Below are 17,840 nucleotides of genomic sequence, written 5' to 3' on the forward strand. Positions count from 1 at the left end.
ATGTTTATGGATTCAGTATATTAGATAATCTGGTGGAGTAGAGGTTACAAATGGCAGAACTCACGCAAGGCCGTGTAGACATCATCTCGCGCGAAAACGGCACGCTCATCTCGCAGGCCACTCCCGGTTCATCACAATCCATTAACCTCACCGAGCCCAGCGTCGTGCGCATCAATGGCACCCGCGAACTGGTCACGCAGTATGAGCGCCAGGGAAATGACCTGGTCCTGCACATGCGTGACGGCAGTACCGTCCGCTATCAGAAATTTTTTGTTGATGATGCCGAGGGTAATCACAGTGAGCTGGTGTTCGATGATGGGGTCAATCCACCGGAACATGCCCTGTTCCCGCAGACCGCAGAAGGCACTGAACTGGCCTCCGGTTCCGTCACACCAACCTACGAATCACTGGAGAGCGTCGAGCCGCTGCTGCTGGCCGATAACACCAACGCCTCGATGGGTGTGATCACCGCGGGCGGTCTCGGCGTACTTGGCTTAGCCGGGCTGGCCGTGGGTCTGGGGGGTGGCGGCGGAGGCGGTGGCGGCGGAAATGACGGCGGCAGCGATCCCGGTACGAATCCCGGCACGGATCCTGGTACCGACCCCGGCACTGACCCCGGCACGCCGGGCACGCCGGGCAGCCCCGCCATCACGCTCAACACCTTTGCCGGCGATAATGTGCTGGATAATGCCGAAAAAACCACCGATCAGTTGCTGAGCGGTTCCACCAGCAATGTCGAGGCGGGACAGGTTGTCACGGTGACCCTGGGCGGCCAGACCTACAACACGACGGTGGGCGCTGACGGCAGCTGGAGCGTGACCGTGCCTGCTGCCGCGCTGGCGGCCCTGGCCGCCGGCTCTGCCACGATCGCAGTCAGCGTGACAAACGCAGCAGGCACCGCCGCCAGCGGGTCGCTGCCCATTACCGTGGCTGCTGCCGATCCGGGCACCCCTGCGACGCCCGCCATCAGCCTGAATCCTTTCGCCGGCGATAACGTGCTGGATAACACGGAAAAAACCACCCCGCAGACCTTATCCGGCAGCACCAGCAATGTCGAAGCCGGACAGATTGTTACCGTCACGCTCGGCGGTCAGACTTACAGCGGCACCGTTGCCGGTGATGGCAGCTGGAGCGTGACCGTGCCTGCTGATGCGCTCGCAGCGCTGGCATCAGGCACCACCACGGTGACGGCCACGGTCGCGAATCAGGCCGGTGCCTCCGCCAGCGGCAGCCTGAGCGTCAGTGTTGCAGCCCCTCTGACCCAGCCGGGGACGCCGGTCATTACCATCGATCAGTTTGCCGGCGATGACATTCTCAGTAATCCGGAGAAAAACAGCGCCCAGACGCTGAGCGGTTCCACCACCAATGTGGAAGCGGGACAGGTTGTCACGCTGACGCTGGGTGACCAGACCTACAGCGCTGTGGTCGATGCCCAGGGCAACTGGAGCATTGCGCTGCCGCCTGCCGCGCTGAATGCCCTGGCCGCCGGAACGGTCACGATCTCCGCGGTGGTCACCACCCAGGCGGGCATTGAGGCCAGTGAAAACCGCGCGATCAGCGTCGATACGCCCGCCGTGCCGGGCGCGCCCGCCCTCACGCTGGATGATTTTACCGGCGACAATCAGCTGACTAACGCAGAAAAAACCAGCGATCAGACCGTGACCGGCAGCACCAGCAATGTTGAAGCCGGACAGATTGTTACCGTCACGCTGGGCGGTCAGACCTACAGCGGCAGCGTGGATGCGCAGGGCAACTGGAGTGTCACGCTGCCCCAGGCGGCCCTGAGCGCCCTGGCGGCCGGTGAAACCACGCTGACGGTGTCAGTCAGCGATGCAGCCGGTAACACCGTGACCAGCAGCCTGCCGATTACGGTAGAGACCCCGGTGACACAGCCGGGCGACGTTACCCTGACCATCGATCAGTTCGCCGGGGATGACATCCTGAGCAACGACGAAAAAGGCACGGCGCAGACTCTCTCAGGCAGCACCACCAATGTCGAAGCGGGTCAGACGGTAACCGTTTCCCTGGGGGGACAGACTTACCTCGGCACCGTGGATGGCAGCGGAAACTGGAGTGTGATTATCCCGGCCGCCGCCCTGAGCAGCCTGTCTGCGGGCAGCAATGCCATCAGCGTCACGGTCAGCAACCTCGCCGGGGCAACCGGCAGTGAAACCCGCGATATTGCGGTGGAAGCGCCCGCCACTGAACCTGGCGTGCCGGGGCTGATCCTGAATGATTTTGCCGGCGATAACCTGCTGAGCAACGACGAGAAGACGGTCGACCAGGCGGTCAGTGGCACCACCACCAATATCGAAGCCGGGCAGGTGGTCACGGTCACACTGGGCGGCCAGACCTACAGCACCACCGTGCAGCCGGATGGCAGCTGGAGCGTCACGGTGCCCGCCACGGCGCTCTCCGCGCTGGCAGCGGGCACGACCACGCTGACGGTTGCCGTCAGCAATGCGGCGGGCGACAGCGTGACCGCAACCCAGCCGATCACGGTAGACGCCCCGGCGACGCAGCCGGGGGCCGCCACGCTGACCCTCGACGCCTTTGCCGGGGATGACATCCTCAGCAACAGCGAAAAAGCCAGCGACCAGCTGCTGACCGGTACCACCACCAATATCGCAGAGGGCCAGCAGGTTACCGTCACCCTGAACGGGGAAACCTTTACCGCCACGGTCGGCGCGGATGGCAGCTGGAGCCTCACGGTGCCGGCCAGTTCACTGGCGGCGCTGGCGGCAGGCAGCGCCACCCTGAGCGCCACGGTGACGGATCCGGCAGGGAACCCGATCAGCGAAACGCGTGACTTCCTGGTGGAGTCCGCGGGCACCGCACCAGGCAACCCGACGCTGACCCTGAATGCCTTTGCGGAAGACAACGTGTTAAGCAACGAGGAGAAGCTGGAGGCGCAGGCCATCTCCGGCAGCACCACCAACGTCGAGGCGGGCCAGATTGTGACGGTCACGCTGGGTGGACAGAGTTACAGCGGAACGGTCAGCGCTGACGGCAGCTGGAATATTGCGATTCCGGCCGATGCGCTGGGCGCCCTGGCAGCAGGCCCGGCCTCACTGGTGGTGACGGTCAGCAATGCGGCCGGTACCTCTGTCAGCGACACGCTGGGTATCGTCGTTGAAGCCCCGGTGACCGAACCGGGCCAGCCCGTCATCACACTCAATCAGTTCGCCGGTGATGATGTGCTGAGCAACGACGAGAAAGCCAGCGACCAGCTGCTGAGCGGCAGCACCAGCAATGTTGAGGCGGGCCAGGTGGTGACGGTGACGCTGGGCGACCAGAGTTACAGCGCCACCGTCGGGGCCGATGGCAGCTGGAGCCTGACCATCCCCTCCAGCGCCCTGGCCGCCCTGGCGGCGGGCAACGCGACCTTCAGCGCCAGCGTAACCACCCAGGCGGGTGTGGTCGCCAGTGAAGATCGGGTCATTGTGGTCGAAGCCTCACCAGAGCCGGGCGCACCAACGCTGACGATCGCTGTTTTTGCCGGCGACGACCTGCTCGACAACAGCGAAAAAGCGCTGGACCAGACGTTGTCAGGCAGCACCAGCAACGTAGAGGCGGGCCAGACGGTCACCCTCACGCTGGACGGGCAGACCTACAGCACCACCGTTCAGGCGGATGGCAGCTGGAGTCTGCCGATCCCGTCCGCTGCGCTGAGCGCACTGGCGGCGGGCACCACCACCCTGGTCGCCAGCGTAACCACGGCGGCGGGCGTTTCAGCCAGCGGCAGCCGGGATATCAACGTCGCGCCTGCCGCAGGCGAACCGGGCGTGCTCACCATCGCTGAACCACTCAGTCTCGACGGTTTCCTTAACCAGCAGGAGGCCGCCAGCGATCTGATCATCAGCGGCTCTGCTCTGGGCGTTAATCCCGGCCAGACGGTGCTGGTAGCCTTCAACGACAACACCTACAGCGCGGTGGTAAACAGCAACGGCTTCTGGAGCGTCACCGTTCCGGCCAGCGACCTCACCGGCATCACCGACGGGACAAAACTGATCTCCGCGACGGCCACCGATGCCAGCGGAGCGCTGCTGACCGACGCCGCCCAGCTCAATGTGGTGGTGAACACGCTGCCGCAAATTACCCTGGATGAGAGTGCGATCAGCGATGGCATTCTGAATCAGGCGGAAGCGGGCAGCGACCTGACGATCGGCGGAAACACCGGTAAAGCCGTGCCGGGCCAGCAGGTCACCCTGGAACTCAACGGGAAAACCTACAGCACCACGGTGAATGAGGACGGCAGCTGGAACCTGACGCTGCCCGCCGCCGATCTCGCCTTACTGCCGCAGGGCGCTAACACGCTGACACTGACCGCGATCGATGAGGCGGGTAACCGTGTTGACCAGACGCTGGACTTCAGCGTCGATACCCTGCCACCGAATCTGATTGTGGCGGCGGTGGCAGGCGGAGATGGCATTCTTAACGGCGCTGAAGTGGCGGCGGGCGTGCCGGTCAGCGGTTCAGGTGCCGCGCCGGGCGATGTCGTCTCGGTCACGCTGAATAACCTGATCTACAGCGCCACGGCAGATGCACAGGGCAACTGGACGGTGGATCTGCCCGCGGAGGATCTGCAGGCGCTGGCTGAGGGCAGCAGTTACACGCTGGTGGTCACCCTGACGGATGCCAGCGGCAATACGGTCAGCCAGTCGCAGACGCTGGCCGTCAGCACCCTGTCGCCGGACGTGTCAGTTAACGCGCCGGGCGGTGACGTTGTGCTGACCAGTAATGAACTGACCCAGCCGCTGCTGATCAGCGGAACAGGCACCCCGGGCGATCAGGTCACGGTTGAGTTAAACGACAAAACCTACAGCGCGCTGGTTGACGACAATGGCAACTGGAGTGCGCAGGTGCCGGTGGCCGATCTGGGCACGCTGACCAGTCAGACCTACCCGGTGACGGTCACCGTGACCGATCCGGCGGGCAACAGCAGCGTAGAGAACACGTCACTGCGGGTTGCCACCGCAGTGCCTGCGCTGACGCTGGATGCGATCAGCGACGATGGCGTCATCAACGTCATCGATGCACAGCAGCCGCTGATCGTCAGCGGAAGCGGCGACGCGGGCGATACGATCAGCGTGACGCTGAATAACCAGACCTACACCGCCGTCGTGGCGGAGGGGGGCCGCTGGAGCGTCACCATTCCGTCATCCGACCTGGCCGCTGTTCCTGACGGAACACAGCCGCTGGCAGTGGTGGCGACGGATGGTGACGGGAATACTACGCTGATCAACAGTGCTCCGATCTTTGCGACCACGCCGCCGCAGCTGACCGTCTCCACACCGGGCAGTGATGGTTACATTAATATCGCGGAACATAGCCAGGATCTGACGATTGACGGGCGCGGAGGCGTGCAGGGCGACACGGTTTCGGTGAGTTTCAATGGCGAAACCTACACTGCCACCGTGGATACCAGCGGCGCGTGGCAGGTTACAGTGCCTGCGGCGGTCGTTAGCCAGCTGGGCGATGCCCGCTATCCGGTGGATGTAGTGCTCAGCGACGCGTATGGCAACAGCAGCAGCGTCGCCTCCAGCGTGACGGTACTGGCGGCCGCATCGCCGGTCCTGACCCTGGATCCTGTGACCGGCGACAACCAGATCGACAGCGCGGAACAGCGTGTTGATACACTCATTACCGGCAGTGTGACCGGCGTACCGGCAGGCCAGCCGGTTGTGGTAACCATCAATAACCAGTCTTATGATGGCGTGGTGCAGGCAAACGGAAGCTGGAGCGTGACGCTGCCTGCCGGATCGCTGGGAGGCGCGGGCGACAAGCCCTTTACCGTGGCGATCACCGATGTGGCCGGCAACCCGGCGCAGCCCGCGCAGGGGCTGATCACCGTGGTCACCAGCGACACGCCGCTGCTGTCGATTGCGCCGATAAGTGAAGATAACGCGCTGAATGCACTGGAAGCGCAGAGCGATCTGATCCTCAGCGGCAGTTCCGCCAGTCTGCCTGAAGGCAGCCCGGTCAGCGTGACGCTGGTGCCGGGCGGGACCGTTTACAGCACCACCATCGATCCGGACGGTAACTGGACGGTTACCGTGCCCGCCGCCGATCTGGCGAACCTGTCGCAGGGTGACACCACGGTGACCGTTACTTCCGGCGACGTGCAGAGCAGCCAGACGCTGCTGGTGGCAACCACACCGCTGGCAGCCCCGCAGATTGATACCCCCTTCACTGACGGCATCCTCAGCAATAACGAGGTCACCGCGCCGCAGACCCTGACCGGTTCCGTCACGGAAGGCCAGGCCGTCAGCGTCACTCTGGGCGGCGTCAGCTATCCGGCAACGGTCGCGGCGGATAACACCTGGAGCGTCACGCTGCCGCCGGAAGCGCTGCAGGCCCTTGCTCAGGGCAGCAACCCGATTACCGTAACGGTGAGCGATAGCGCGGGTAACAGCACCAGCATCAGTGAACCGCTGACGGTGGATACCGGCACACCGGCGCTGACCGTGAACCCGATTGCCACCGATGGCGTCATTAACGCGGCGGAAGCCGACGCCGACCTGATCGTCAGCGGTACCGCTGCGCCGGGCAGCAGCGTCAGCCTTCTGCTGGGCGGCGAAACCTATAACGCCGTCGTGGCCGCCGATGGCAGCTGGAGTGCAACGCTGCCCACCGCCGATCTGAGTCAGCTGGCCGATGGCCGTTACGATCTCAGCGTCACCGTAACTACCGTGGGCGGCAACGTCGCCACCACGCCGGTGCCGGTTACCGTCGACACCAGCGTGCCGGACTTCAGCATCAATCCGCCAGCGGGTGATGGTGTGCTGAACCTTGCTGAACAGGCGGCCGGGTTCAGTTTCAGTGGTGCAGGCAGTGAGGGCGACCAGGTCAGCCTGACCCTGAATGGCGTGACCTACACCGGCACCGTCGGCGCAGACGGTCTCTGGACTCTGGCCGTGCCGCCTGCGGCACTGGCCGGTCTGGCCAGCGGCAGCAGCTATCCGGTTGTGGTGACGGTGACCGATGCTGCCGGTAACAGCAGCAGCCAGAACAGTTCGCTGACCGTCGACACGACGCCGCCTCCGCTGGTGGTTGCGCCGATCAGTGAGGATAACGCGCTGAGCGTCGGCGAACTGGCAGAGCCGCTGGTGGTCAGCGGCAGCGGACAGAACGGCGACCTCGTGACGGTTCAGCTTAATGGTCAGACTTACAGCACCACCGTCGGAGTGAACGGTCAGTGGACGCTGGAGATCGCGTCTGGCGATCTGGCAGCGCTGCCGTCCGGCCCGAATCCCGTCACGGTGACCGAAACGGACGCCAGCGGAAATCAGAGCAGCCAGGTGGTGGATCTCAATGTAGCCACCTCGCCAGCGGTGCAGCCGGAACTGAGCGTCGACAGCAGCACCTTTGCCGGTGACGGTATCGTCACCGCCGCGGAGCAGTTACAGCCGATTACCCTGCGCGGCAGCAGCCTCAACGTCGAGCCGGGTCAGCAGGTCACGGTTTCACTGAACGGCACCGATTACAGCGGGGTGGTTGAGGCAAGTGGCAACTGGAGCATCATTCTGCCAGCGGGCGCGCTGGCGGATCTGGGCGAGGGTAGTCAGACGCTGATTGTCAGCGTGAACAATGCCGTCGGTAACAGCGCCAGCGCGCCGCTTAACTTCAGTGTGGACAACACACTGCCCGCGATTGCGCTGGCACCCGTCAGCGACGATAACTATCTGAATGCAGGCGAGCTGAACGGCCCCGTCGTCGTCAGCGGCAGCAGCAGCGGTCTGCCTGCGGGAAGCCTGGTCACCGTTGATGCCAACGGGACGCCGTTCACCACCACGCTTAACGCCGATGGCAGCTGGAGCCTGACATTACCGGCAGGCACCTTCAGCGGCGTGGCGGATGGGCCGCAGACCCTGACCGCCACCGTCAGCGATGCAAACGGCCAGCCGCTGGCGACCACTGACACCACCCTGACGGTCGTGGCCAGCGCGCTGCCGGTCGCGACACCGGGCGTGGCCTTTGATGATGGCATTGTGAATAGCGGGGAAGCCGCAACCGGGGGAGCTATCACCGGTAACACCGGCGTAACGGGTGACGGTCAGACGGTCAGCATTACCCTGGATGGTGTCAGCTACAGCGGCACGGTCGATGCTGCGGGCAACTGGCAGGTCACGGTTCCGGCTGGCGCACTCGCTGCGCTGCCGCAGGGCGACACGGCTTACAGCGTGGTAGTCAGTGATGTGGCGGGCAACAGCAGCCAGGCGACAGGCACGCTGCGGGTCGATACGCTGCCGCCGGTGCTGACCGTTGTCACGCCGTCCGACGGCATCATCAACGCCGCTGAAAGTCAGCAGCCGCTGACGCTGAACGGCAGCAGCGAAGCCAATGCACTGATTGTGGCCAGCTTCAACGGCACCAGCCTGAGCACCACCGCTGACGCCAGCGGCAACTGGTCGCTGACGCTGCCCGCCACCGTCTACAGCGGGCTGGTTAACGGCAGCTATCCACTGACGGTTACCGCCAGCGATGCGGTTGGCAACGCCACCACCACCAGCCGCGATCTGGCGCTGAAAGTGGAGGCGGGCACGCTGCCCACGCTGGCCCTGGATGCCTTTGCCGGCAACAATGTGGTCGATGGCGCGGAACGCCTCACCGACCAGCGGCTGAGCGGCACGACAACCAATGTCGAGGCGGGCCAGCTGGTGACCGTCACGCTTGACGGAACGGTCTACAGCGCCGCCGTACAGGCCAGCGGGGCCTGGAGTCTGATTGTGCCAGCCGGCGCGCTGGCTGCGCTTGCCGATGGCAGCGCCACATTTACCGTGGCGGTCAGCGACGTGGCGGGTAACACCACCACCAGCAACCTCGCTTTTGACGTCAACAGCAACGCGTCTGGTCTGGCGCTGGATGCCATCAGCGAAGATAACTACCTCAATGCGCAGGAGCTGAGTCAGCCGCTGATAGTCACCGGCACCGCGGTAAACGTGCCGGCGGGCAGTACCGTCACGCTGCTGTTCAACGACACCGCTTACACCGCCCAGGTTTCGGCCAGCGGGCGCTGGAGCGTTATCGTTCCGGCGGAGGCACTGACGGCGCTCGCCGATGGACCTTACACGCTGACGGTTACCGCGACCGATAGCGGCGGAGCAACCCTCAGCAGCGAAGCTACGCTCAGCGTGCTGGCGACCGGCCTGCCGGAACCGCTCATCGTCTCGGCGTTTGGTGATGGCGCGCTCAACAGCAGCGACGTTACCGCGGCACAGAGCCTGAGCGGCACCACCGGCGTAACGGGCGATGGACAGAGCGTCAGCGTGCTGCTGAATGGCGTGACCTACACCGGCACCGTCGACGGCAATGGCAACTGGCTGGTGACCGTTCCCGCGACGGCGCTGGCTGACCTGCCGGAAGAGATCCTCAGCTACACCGTCACGGTGCAGGATGCCGCCGGTAACACAGGCAGCACCCAGGGCAGCGTCACGGTGGATCTGACGCCACCGACGCTGACGCTGGCGGCCGTCGCGGATGATGACATTGTGAATATCGCAGAGAGCACCGGACCGATCGTGCTCAGCGGGACGACCAGCGCCGAAGCCGGACAGACGGTCTCCATCACCCTCAACAACCAGCGCTATACCACCACCGTGACTCAGGATGGCGACTGGAGCCTGACGCTGCCAGCCGGTGCGCTGGCCGGTATCCCGGCCGGGGCCTATACCCTGACGGTAACGGTCAGTGATGCGGCGGGTAATCCGGTGACGGAAACCCGTGACATTACGCTGGCGACCGGCGCGCTGTCGGTGACGATTGATACCCCGTTCGGCAACGGTTATCTGAACCAGAGTGAGACCGGGGTCAGTCAGACCCTGAGTGGCAGCACCGGCGTCACCGGTGAGGGGCAGACGGTCACCGTCTCCCTGGGTGGCGAAGACTATCCCGCCACGGTGGATGCACAGGGCAACTGGACGCTGACCCTGACGCCGGAGGCGGTGCAGACGCTGGACGAAGGGGTAAATACTCTGGTGGTGAATGCCAGCGATGGGGCCGGAAACAGCGGTTCGCTGACCAGTGCGGTCACGGTGGATCGGACGCCGCCTGCGCTGAGCCTGGACCCGATCAGTGACGATAATATTGTTAATTCTCTGGAAGTGCTGGAAGCCGTCACCATCAGCGGCAGCGCGTCAGCGGAGGATGCCGGACAGACGGTCATCGTCACTTTCCAGAACAGTAATTACACCACTCTGGTGCTCTCTGATGGCAGCTGGCAGGTGACGCTGCCGGCCAGTGTGATGCAGGGGCTGACCGATGGCGGCTACCCGGTCAGCGTGACGCTGACGGACGCGGCAGGCAACAGCAGCAGCGCGACCACCACCCTGACGCGTGATGCAGACAGTGCCGGCCTGCCGACCCTGACGATCGGGCCGATCAGCGGCGACAATTTCCTGAATCAGGCTGAGTCGCTGCAGGATCTGAGCATCAGCGGCAGCAGCACCAATCTGGCCGAGGGCCAGCTGGTCACGGTGACGCTGAACAACGTTGAGTACAGCGGCACGGTGACTCAGGATGGCAGCTGGACGGTAACCGTGCCGGCCGCCGATCTGGGCGCGCTGCCGGATGGCGATCAGCTGCTGGTGGTGGTCTCTGCGGATGCCGCCGGCAACCCGGCCAGCAGCAGCGCCTCACTGGTGGTGCTGGCCAGCGCCCAGGCGCAGCCAACGCTGACCCTGGACGTGGTGGCTGGGGATGATGTGATCAATGCCAGCGAGGCCGCCGCGGATGTGGTGGTCAGCGGTAGCAGCACCCAGCTGGCAGCGGGCACCCCGGTGACCGTGTCGTTTAACGGCACGGACTATGAGACGACGCTGGACGCTGACGGCAACTGGACGGTGATTCTTCCCTCCACCGCCTTTGCCGGCGTGACGGCGGGCAGCACGGAGACCCTTACCGTGACCGCCAGCGACATTGCCGGGAATCCGGCCACCGCCAGCCAGACGGTGACGTTCAGCACCACACCGCCAGCACTGACGGCGATCACCGTCAGTTCGGGTGACACCCTGAACTTTGCAGAGTCGCTGGAGGATATCAGCGTCAGCGGTTCCACCACGGGGGCCCTGCCGGTGACGGTGACGCTGAATAATGTCAGCTACACCACCACGGCCGATGCCGACGGTAACTGGTCCGTCACCATCCCGTCAGCCGATCTGCAGCAGCTTGCAGATGGTGCTAACGCGATCGCGGTTTCCGTCACCGACGCGGCGGGCAATACCACCACGGATACCACCACCTCGCTGGACGTGGCGTTTAATACGCTGCCTGCGCTGACGCTGGATACGCCGTTTGGCGATGCGCTGGTCAGTGCTGCTGACGCTGCGGGCGCGCTCACGCTGAGCGGCGACAGCACCAATCTGCCGGAGGGCAGCCTGATTAGCATCACCATTGGCGGGCTGGATTTCAGCACCACGACCAATGCCAGCGGCAACTGGACGCTGAATCTGGCCGCGGGTGCGCTGTCAGGGCTGGACGATGGCGTGACCGACGTGGTGGTGAGTGCCACCGATGCGGCGGGCAATCCGGCCCAGGTGACCGCCGGGGTTGAGATCCTGCAGGCTGCGCCGGATAACGCCACCTTTGACAGCACGTTGTTCGGCGACAACATCATTAACATCAGTGAAGCGGGTGTCGTTCAGCTTGTCACCGGGACATCGGACCCTCTCCCGGGCCAGACCCTGAGCGTGACGGTGGGCGATCAGAACATCCCGCTGTCCGTGACGGTGGATGCCAGTGGCAACTGGACGGCCAGCCTGACGCCAGAGGTGATCGCCAGCCTGGGGGCGGGTGAACAGACGCTGACCCTCACCACCACCGACCGGGCAGGCAATACCAGCGTCACGACCCAGACATTTGTCTCGGCGATTACGCCGATTGCGGCGCCCACGCTGGACACGCCCTTTACCGATGGAAGGCTGAATGCGGATGAGGCGGCCGCAGGGGGTTCACTGAGCGGCGCGGTCAGCATTGATAACGCGGCGTCGGTGACGGTAAATGTGAATGGCTCCGTCTACGCCGCCCAGCTCAGCGAGGATGGGACGCGCTGGTCGCTGGCGCTGTCACCGGCGCTGTTGCAGTCCCTGCCGGATGGCAGCTGGCCGGTGACGGTGACCGTCACCGATGAGGTCGGCAATATTGCCAGCACCAGCGGCAGCCTGCTGGTCGCCGTTAACGCGCTGCCGGACGTCACGCTGAACCTGCCGTTCGGGGATGGTGCGCTGAATGCTGAAGAAGCGCTCAGTGAACAGACGCTCAGTGGCACCACCGGCATTACCGGTGCCGGGCAGACGGTCTCGGTACTGATTTCAGGCTTTAACGGCGATGCGCCGCTGACGGCCACGGTGCAGGACGATGGCAGCTGGTCTCTGGCGCTGTCGCCTGCGCAGTTAAGCACCTTCACCAGCGGGGCGCACACCATCACCGTGACCGCCACCGATGTCGCCGGTAACAGCGACACGACGGCGCTGAGTGTGGTAACGGAAGTGGCGGTGCCGGTGCCGACCTTCAGCCCGGATGCCTTTGGCGGCGACGGCCTGCTTAACATCAGTGAAGCGGCGGCTGGCGTGACCCTGACCGGCACCACCGGCAGCGTCGGGGCAAACCAGGCGGCCAGCATTACCGTTGATTTCAATGGCAGCCGTTATTCGGGTGTCGTTGACAGTAACGGGAACTGGCGCGTCACGATCCCTGCTAACGCGCTGAGTGCCCTGGATGATGGCGCGCAGACGCTGACGGTGAACGTGGTGGATGCGGCAGGCAACAGCGCCTCGGCGCAGCTGCCGTTCACCGCCGATCTCAGCGCACCTCAGCCTGTGCTCAATCCGGACTACTTCGGGGGCTATGTTAATGCGGCTGATGTGGCAGGCGGCATTACCCTGGGCGGCACCACGGGTGTCAATGAGACGGTGCAGCTCACGCTGGCAGGCACAGTCTATACCGCGACTGCGGATGAGAACGGCAACTGGTCGGTGCCGCTGACGACGGCGCAGCTTTCCGCGCTGGCGGATGGCACCTATCCGGTCCTCATCACGGCCACGGACGCGGCGGGTAACAGCACGACGCTTAACAGCGCCTTTGTGCTGGACAAAACCCCACCCGTGCTCACTGCCTCGGCGTTCACCGGCGACAACGTGCTGAACTACGCGGAGAGCATTCAGCCGCAGACGCTCACTGGCACCGCAACGGGAGCAGGGACGGGCGCAGTGGTCACCGTCTCGCTGAATGATACCCCGCTTGGCACGGCGATAGTGGCGGCCAACGGCAACTGGAGTCTGACGCTGACGCCAGAGCAGATGGCCACCTTCGGGCCTTCCACCACGCTGGCCTTGGCGGTGACCGATCTGGCAGGCAACCTCGCCACCGGCTCCGTTCCGCTGACGGTCGATCTGACCCCACCGCCAGGTCCGCTGGTGACCTTAGGCACCGTGTCGGGCGATAACATCATCAGCACCCAGGATGTCGCGGGGGGCGTGGTGGTGAGTGGCACCTCGGCCAATCTCGGCACCGGGGGCGCGGTGACGGTGGTGATCAATGGCACGAGCTACCCCACCACGCTGGATGCCTCAGGCAACTGGTCAACGGCGACCCTGCCGGTCAGCGCGTTTGGCGAAACAGATGGCAGTGCGACCGTCACGGTGAATGCGACGAACGGCACGGATACCGTCAGCGTCAGCAATAACATCGCGATTGACCTGACGCCACCGACGCTGAACCTGGATAACTTTGCAGGCGACAATCAGGTCAACGGCAGTGAAAGTGCCACCAGTCAGACCATCAGCGGCACCGCCGATGTCAGCGAAGCCGGCCGCACGGTGGTGGTGACCTTTAACAACAAAACCTACAACGCGGTGGTGCAGGGGGATGGCAGCTGGTCGGCCACGGTGCCCGCCAGTGATATGCAGGCGCTTACCAGTGGCAGTTCGCTGCAGATCACCGCGCAGCTGGCGGATGTGGCGGGCAACGTGACTACGGCGACACAGACGGTCACGGTGGATACCGGGGCGCCCGTGTTGCAGGTGGATGCCCTGGCGGGCGATAACGTCCTCAATGCCACGGACCTGGTGACCACGCAGGTGCTCACCGGCAGTGCGCAGGGCGCAGAAGGCCAGACCATCGGCCTCTACCTGGGCGATGCCGCACCGATTGCCACCGCCATTGTCGGAGCCGACGGCCGCTGGAGTATCGATCTGACGCCGGAGGTGCTGACGAACCTCACTGAGGGCGCGCTGGTCTTTGGCGTGCGGGTCAGTGACACCGCCGGGAACCAGACGGATGCCACGCTGACGGTCAACAAAGTGGTCAACAGTGCGCTGACGCTGGTCGTCGATTCGGTCTTCGGCGACGGCACACTCAGCGCGCTGGATACCACGGTGGCGCAGACCATCTCCGGGGTGGCGACCTCGGCGGGCGTCGGTGCGACGGTCTCCGTGGTGCTGGGCGGTACGACGCTCTCGGCAGCGGTGGGGCAGGATGGTAAATGGGCTATCGTGGTGCCGCCGTCGGTGCTGGGTCTGTTAAACGATGGTCAGCTGGCCGTTGACGTCACGCTGACGGATGCGGCAGGCAACACCCGTACCGTGGGTGAAACCGTCACCGCGATTGTCGATGCGGTGCCGGTCGTCGGCGCGCTCACCGGGCTGTTTGGCGGTGATAACCTGCTGAACATCGCGGAAGCCGCAGCCGGACAGGTGGTGGGTGGCGTCATCGACAATGCGGCGGTGGGTTCACAGGTCACCGTGACCCTGGGCAGCAGAAGTTACAGCACTACCGTGCAGGCGGGCGGTGCCTGGAGCGTTAACCTGCCGGCCAGCGATCTCACCTCGCTGCTGGATGGCAACCTGACGCTGGGCGTCAGCGTCCGGGATGTGGCGGGTAACGTCGCCTCCAGCAGTGCTACGGTCGGCATCTTCACCCAGACGCCATCCATCTCGCTGACTTCGCTGTTCGGGGATGGGGTGCTTAATCTGGCGGATATCGCGACCGGGCAGGTGATCAGCGGGGTGGTAAACAACGTCGCCCAGGGCAGTGTCGTCACACTCTCGGTGGGGAACAGCCAGCTGACGGCTACCGTCGGCGCGGGCGGGGCCTTCAGCGCCACGGTCACACCGGATATCCTGGGCACCCTGGCGCAGGGGAACCTGACGGTAGGGGCATCGGTGACCGATGCGGCGGGTAACACCGCCAGCACCAGCGCCGGCATCCGCGTCGACACGCTGCTGCCGACCATCACCATCAATCCGCTGTTTGGTGACGGTCTGCTGAACGTGGCGGATGCGCTGGTCACCCAGGTGATCGGCGGCGTGGTGGGCGGCGCGGAAGCGGGCTCACGCGTGGTGGTCTCCGTAGGCGCCCAGCAGTTTGTGACGGCGACCGATGCGAACGGTAATTTTAACGTCTCGCTGACGCCGACGCTGCTGCAGGGCATTGCGGACGGCAATCTCACGGTGGGCGTGAGCGTCACCGACAGCGCCGGTAACACCAGCAGCGCCACGGCGGGGGCAGTGGTCGGCATTCACAACGTGCCGAAAGTGACGCTCAATCCGCTGTTTGGTGACGGGGTGCTTAACCTGGCCGAGTCGCTGGTCACGCAGACCATCAGCGGCACCGTCTCCGGCGTGGCCGCGGGCAGCAGCGTCAGGCTGGCGATTGGTAACACCACCGCGACCGCGCTGGTCAATGCCGACGGCACCTTTTCAACCACTGTCTCACCGGCCGTGCTCTCGACGCTGCTGAACGGTAACTTCACCGTCAGCGCCTCGGTCACCGATCCGGTCGGCAACGTCAGCAGCACCAGTGCAGGCGTTTCGCTGGGACTGGTTCAGCCGACCCTCTCGGTTAACACGGTATTCGGCGATGGCGTGCTGAGCGCGGCCGATCTGGCCTCAAACCAGACGCTGAGCGGCAGTTCCAGCCTCTCTGCCGGGTCAACCGTCAGCGCCACGCTGAATGGCATTACCTACACTACCAAGGTGGCCAGCGGCGGTAACTGGAGCATCAGCGTGCCGAAAGCGGATCTGGTTGCGCTGACGGACGGCAGCAAAACCGTGACGGTGACCGGTACGGATGCCTACGGCAACGTGGCGAATGCCAGCGGCTCGCTGAACGTCATCAGCCAGTCGACGCCGGTGGTGGCGATTACCTCGCTGTTTGGCGACGGCGCGCTCAGCGCGGCAGATGTGAAAACGGCACAGACCATCAGCGGCACCGCGAGTAACGCCGAGGGATCGGTGGTGCGGGTCACGCTGGGCGGCCAGACCTACAGCACCACGGTGAGCAGCAACGGCAATTGGAGCCTGTCGGTTCCGGCGGCCAGCCTCGCCGCCATCGCGGATGGTCTGCAGACCGTGACGGCCAGCGTCACCAACGGCGCGGGCAGCAGCGGCACCATCTCCGCGTCGCTGGGTGTCGTCAGCCACACCACGCCAACGGTCAGCGTTAGCAGCTTCTTTGGCGGCGATGGCTACCTCAATATCGCGGAAGCCAATACGGCGGAAACCATCAGAGGCACCAGTACTAATGCGGCGGGCGGCACGGTGACGGTAAACGTGGCGGGTAACATTCTCACGACCACCATTGGTGCCAATGGCGCATGGAGCGTCAGCGTGCCGTCAGCGACGCTGAAAAGCATCCCCGATGGCAGCCGTCCTCTGACGGTGACGGTGACGGATATTGGCGGTAACACCGCCACCAGCACCAGCAGCTTTACCGCGCTGTCGCATAATCAGCCGGTCGTGGGGGTCGATCCGGTGCTCAGCCTCGTCGGTTCGCTGCTCACCGGTCTGGTGGTGCAGGGCGGATCGCTCAATGCGGCGCAGGGATCAAGAGTCAGCGTGACGCTGCTGCTCGCCAACGGCAGCAACGGCCCAACGCTGAATACCACCACCGACGCGCTGGGGCGTTATGCCGTCAATTTCTCACCGTCACTGCTGTCGGTGGGTGGCCTGCTGCTGTCGCTCAACACGCTGGCAAAAGTGTCGATCACCGACGTGGCGGGTAACAGCTATACCACCACCAACACCCTGCTGCTGGGTTCTGTCCTGCCGGTCACCCTAGCCGCTACCGAGTCCGTGGCCCTGTTCTCGGTGGTGGATGACAGCGCCACGGTGGCCAGCACGGAGACGCAGCACAATAGCAGCACCAGCAGCGATGACGGCAGCGCCCATGTGGCCGTGGCCTCTACGCTGGTGACCGACGCGGATGTTGCGACGCCGGTCAGCAGCAGCCAGAGCGCCGTGGTCAGTGACACAGCGGTGGCTGCAGCCCCGGCCGAAGAGGCGGGTTACACCATTGGCGGGGTAGTCATTACGCTGGCGGATGGCAGCACGGCGCAGGGGGCCTCGGTTACCGGCAGCAGCGGCGCGGATACCGTGACGGTCAGTGACCTCAGCTTTACCCATATTGATGGCGGCGCAGGCACCGATACCCTGGTGCTGAACGGTGAGAACCTCACTCTGGATCTCACCGCGCTGGGCCTGAAAGTCGAACACATTGAAGTGCTCGATTTGGGTAAAACCGGCACCAACTCGGTGAAACTCGATCTCAATGAGGCACTCAATCTGACGGATAAACAGAGTGACGATTTGCTGATCAAAGGCGCGGACGGCAGTCAGGTGACTCTGGCTAACAGCAATGGCGGTATCTGGGAAGTGACCGGCGAACGGACGGTGGATGGCAGAGTCTTTGAGATCTACCACAACTCGGCGCTGACCAGTGATAACACCCTGGGGGATGTGCTGGTACAGCAGAACCTGCAGGTCCATGTGATGTAGCCACGACGTTGTCTGTCCGGCGGTTATGAGGCGCGGGTGCGAAAGCACCCGCTTTTTTTGCGTCAGCTC

At 64.4% G+C, this 17,840-nt stretch carries 1 protein-coding gene; it reads left to right on the forward strand.

From position 1 onward, the window contains the following. Window positions 1–50 precede the first annotated feature (50 nt). On the forward strand, window positions 51–17,771 hold the full coding sequence (locus HFD97_RS09955) for an Ig-like domain-containing protein (protein ID WP_167431408.1): 17,721 nt from the start codon (window positions 51–53) through the stop codon (window positions 17,769–17,771). The last annotated feature ends 69 nt before the right edge of the window (window positions 17,772–17,840 follow it).

Source organism: Pantoea sp. EKM103V (assembly GCF_011800365.1).
GTDB lineage: Bacteria > Pseudomonadota > Gammaproteobacteria > Enterobacterales > Enterobacteriaceae > Pantoea > Pantoea anthophila.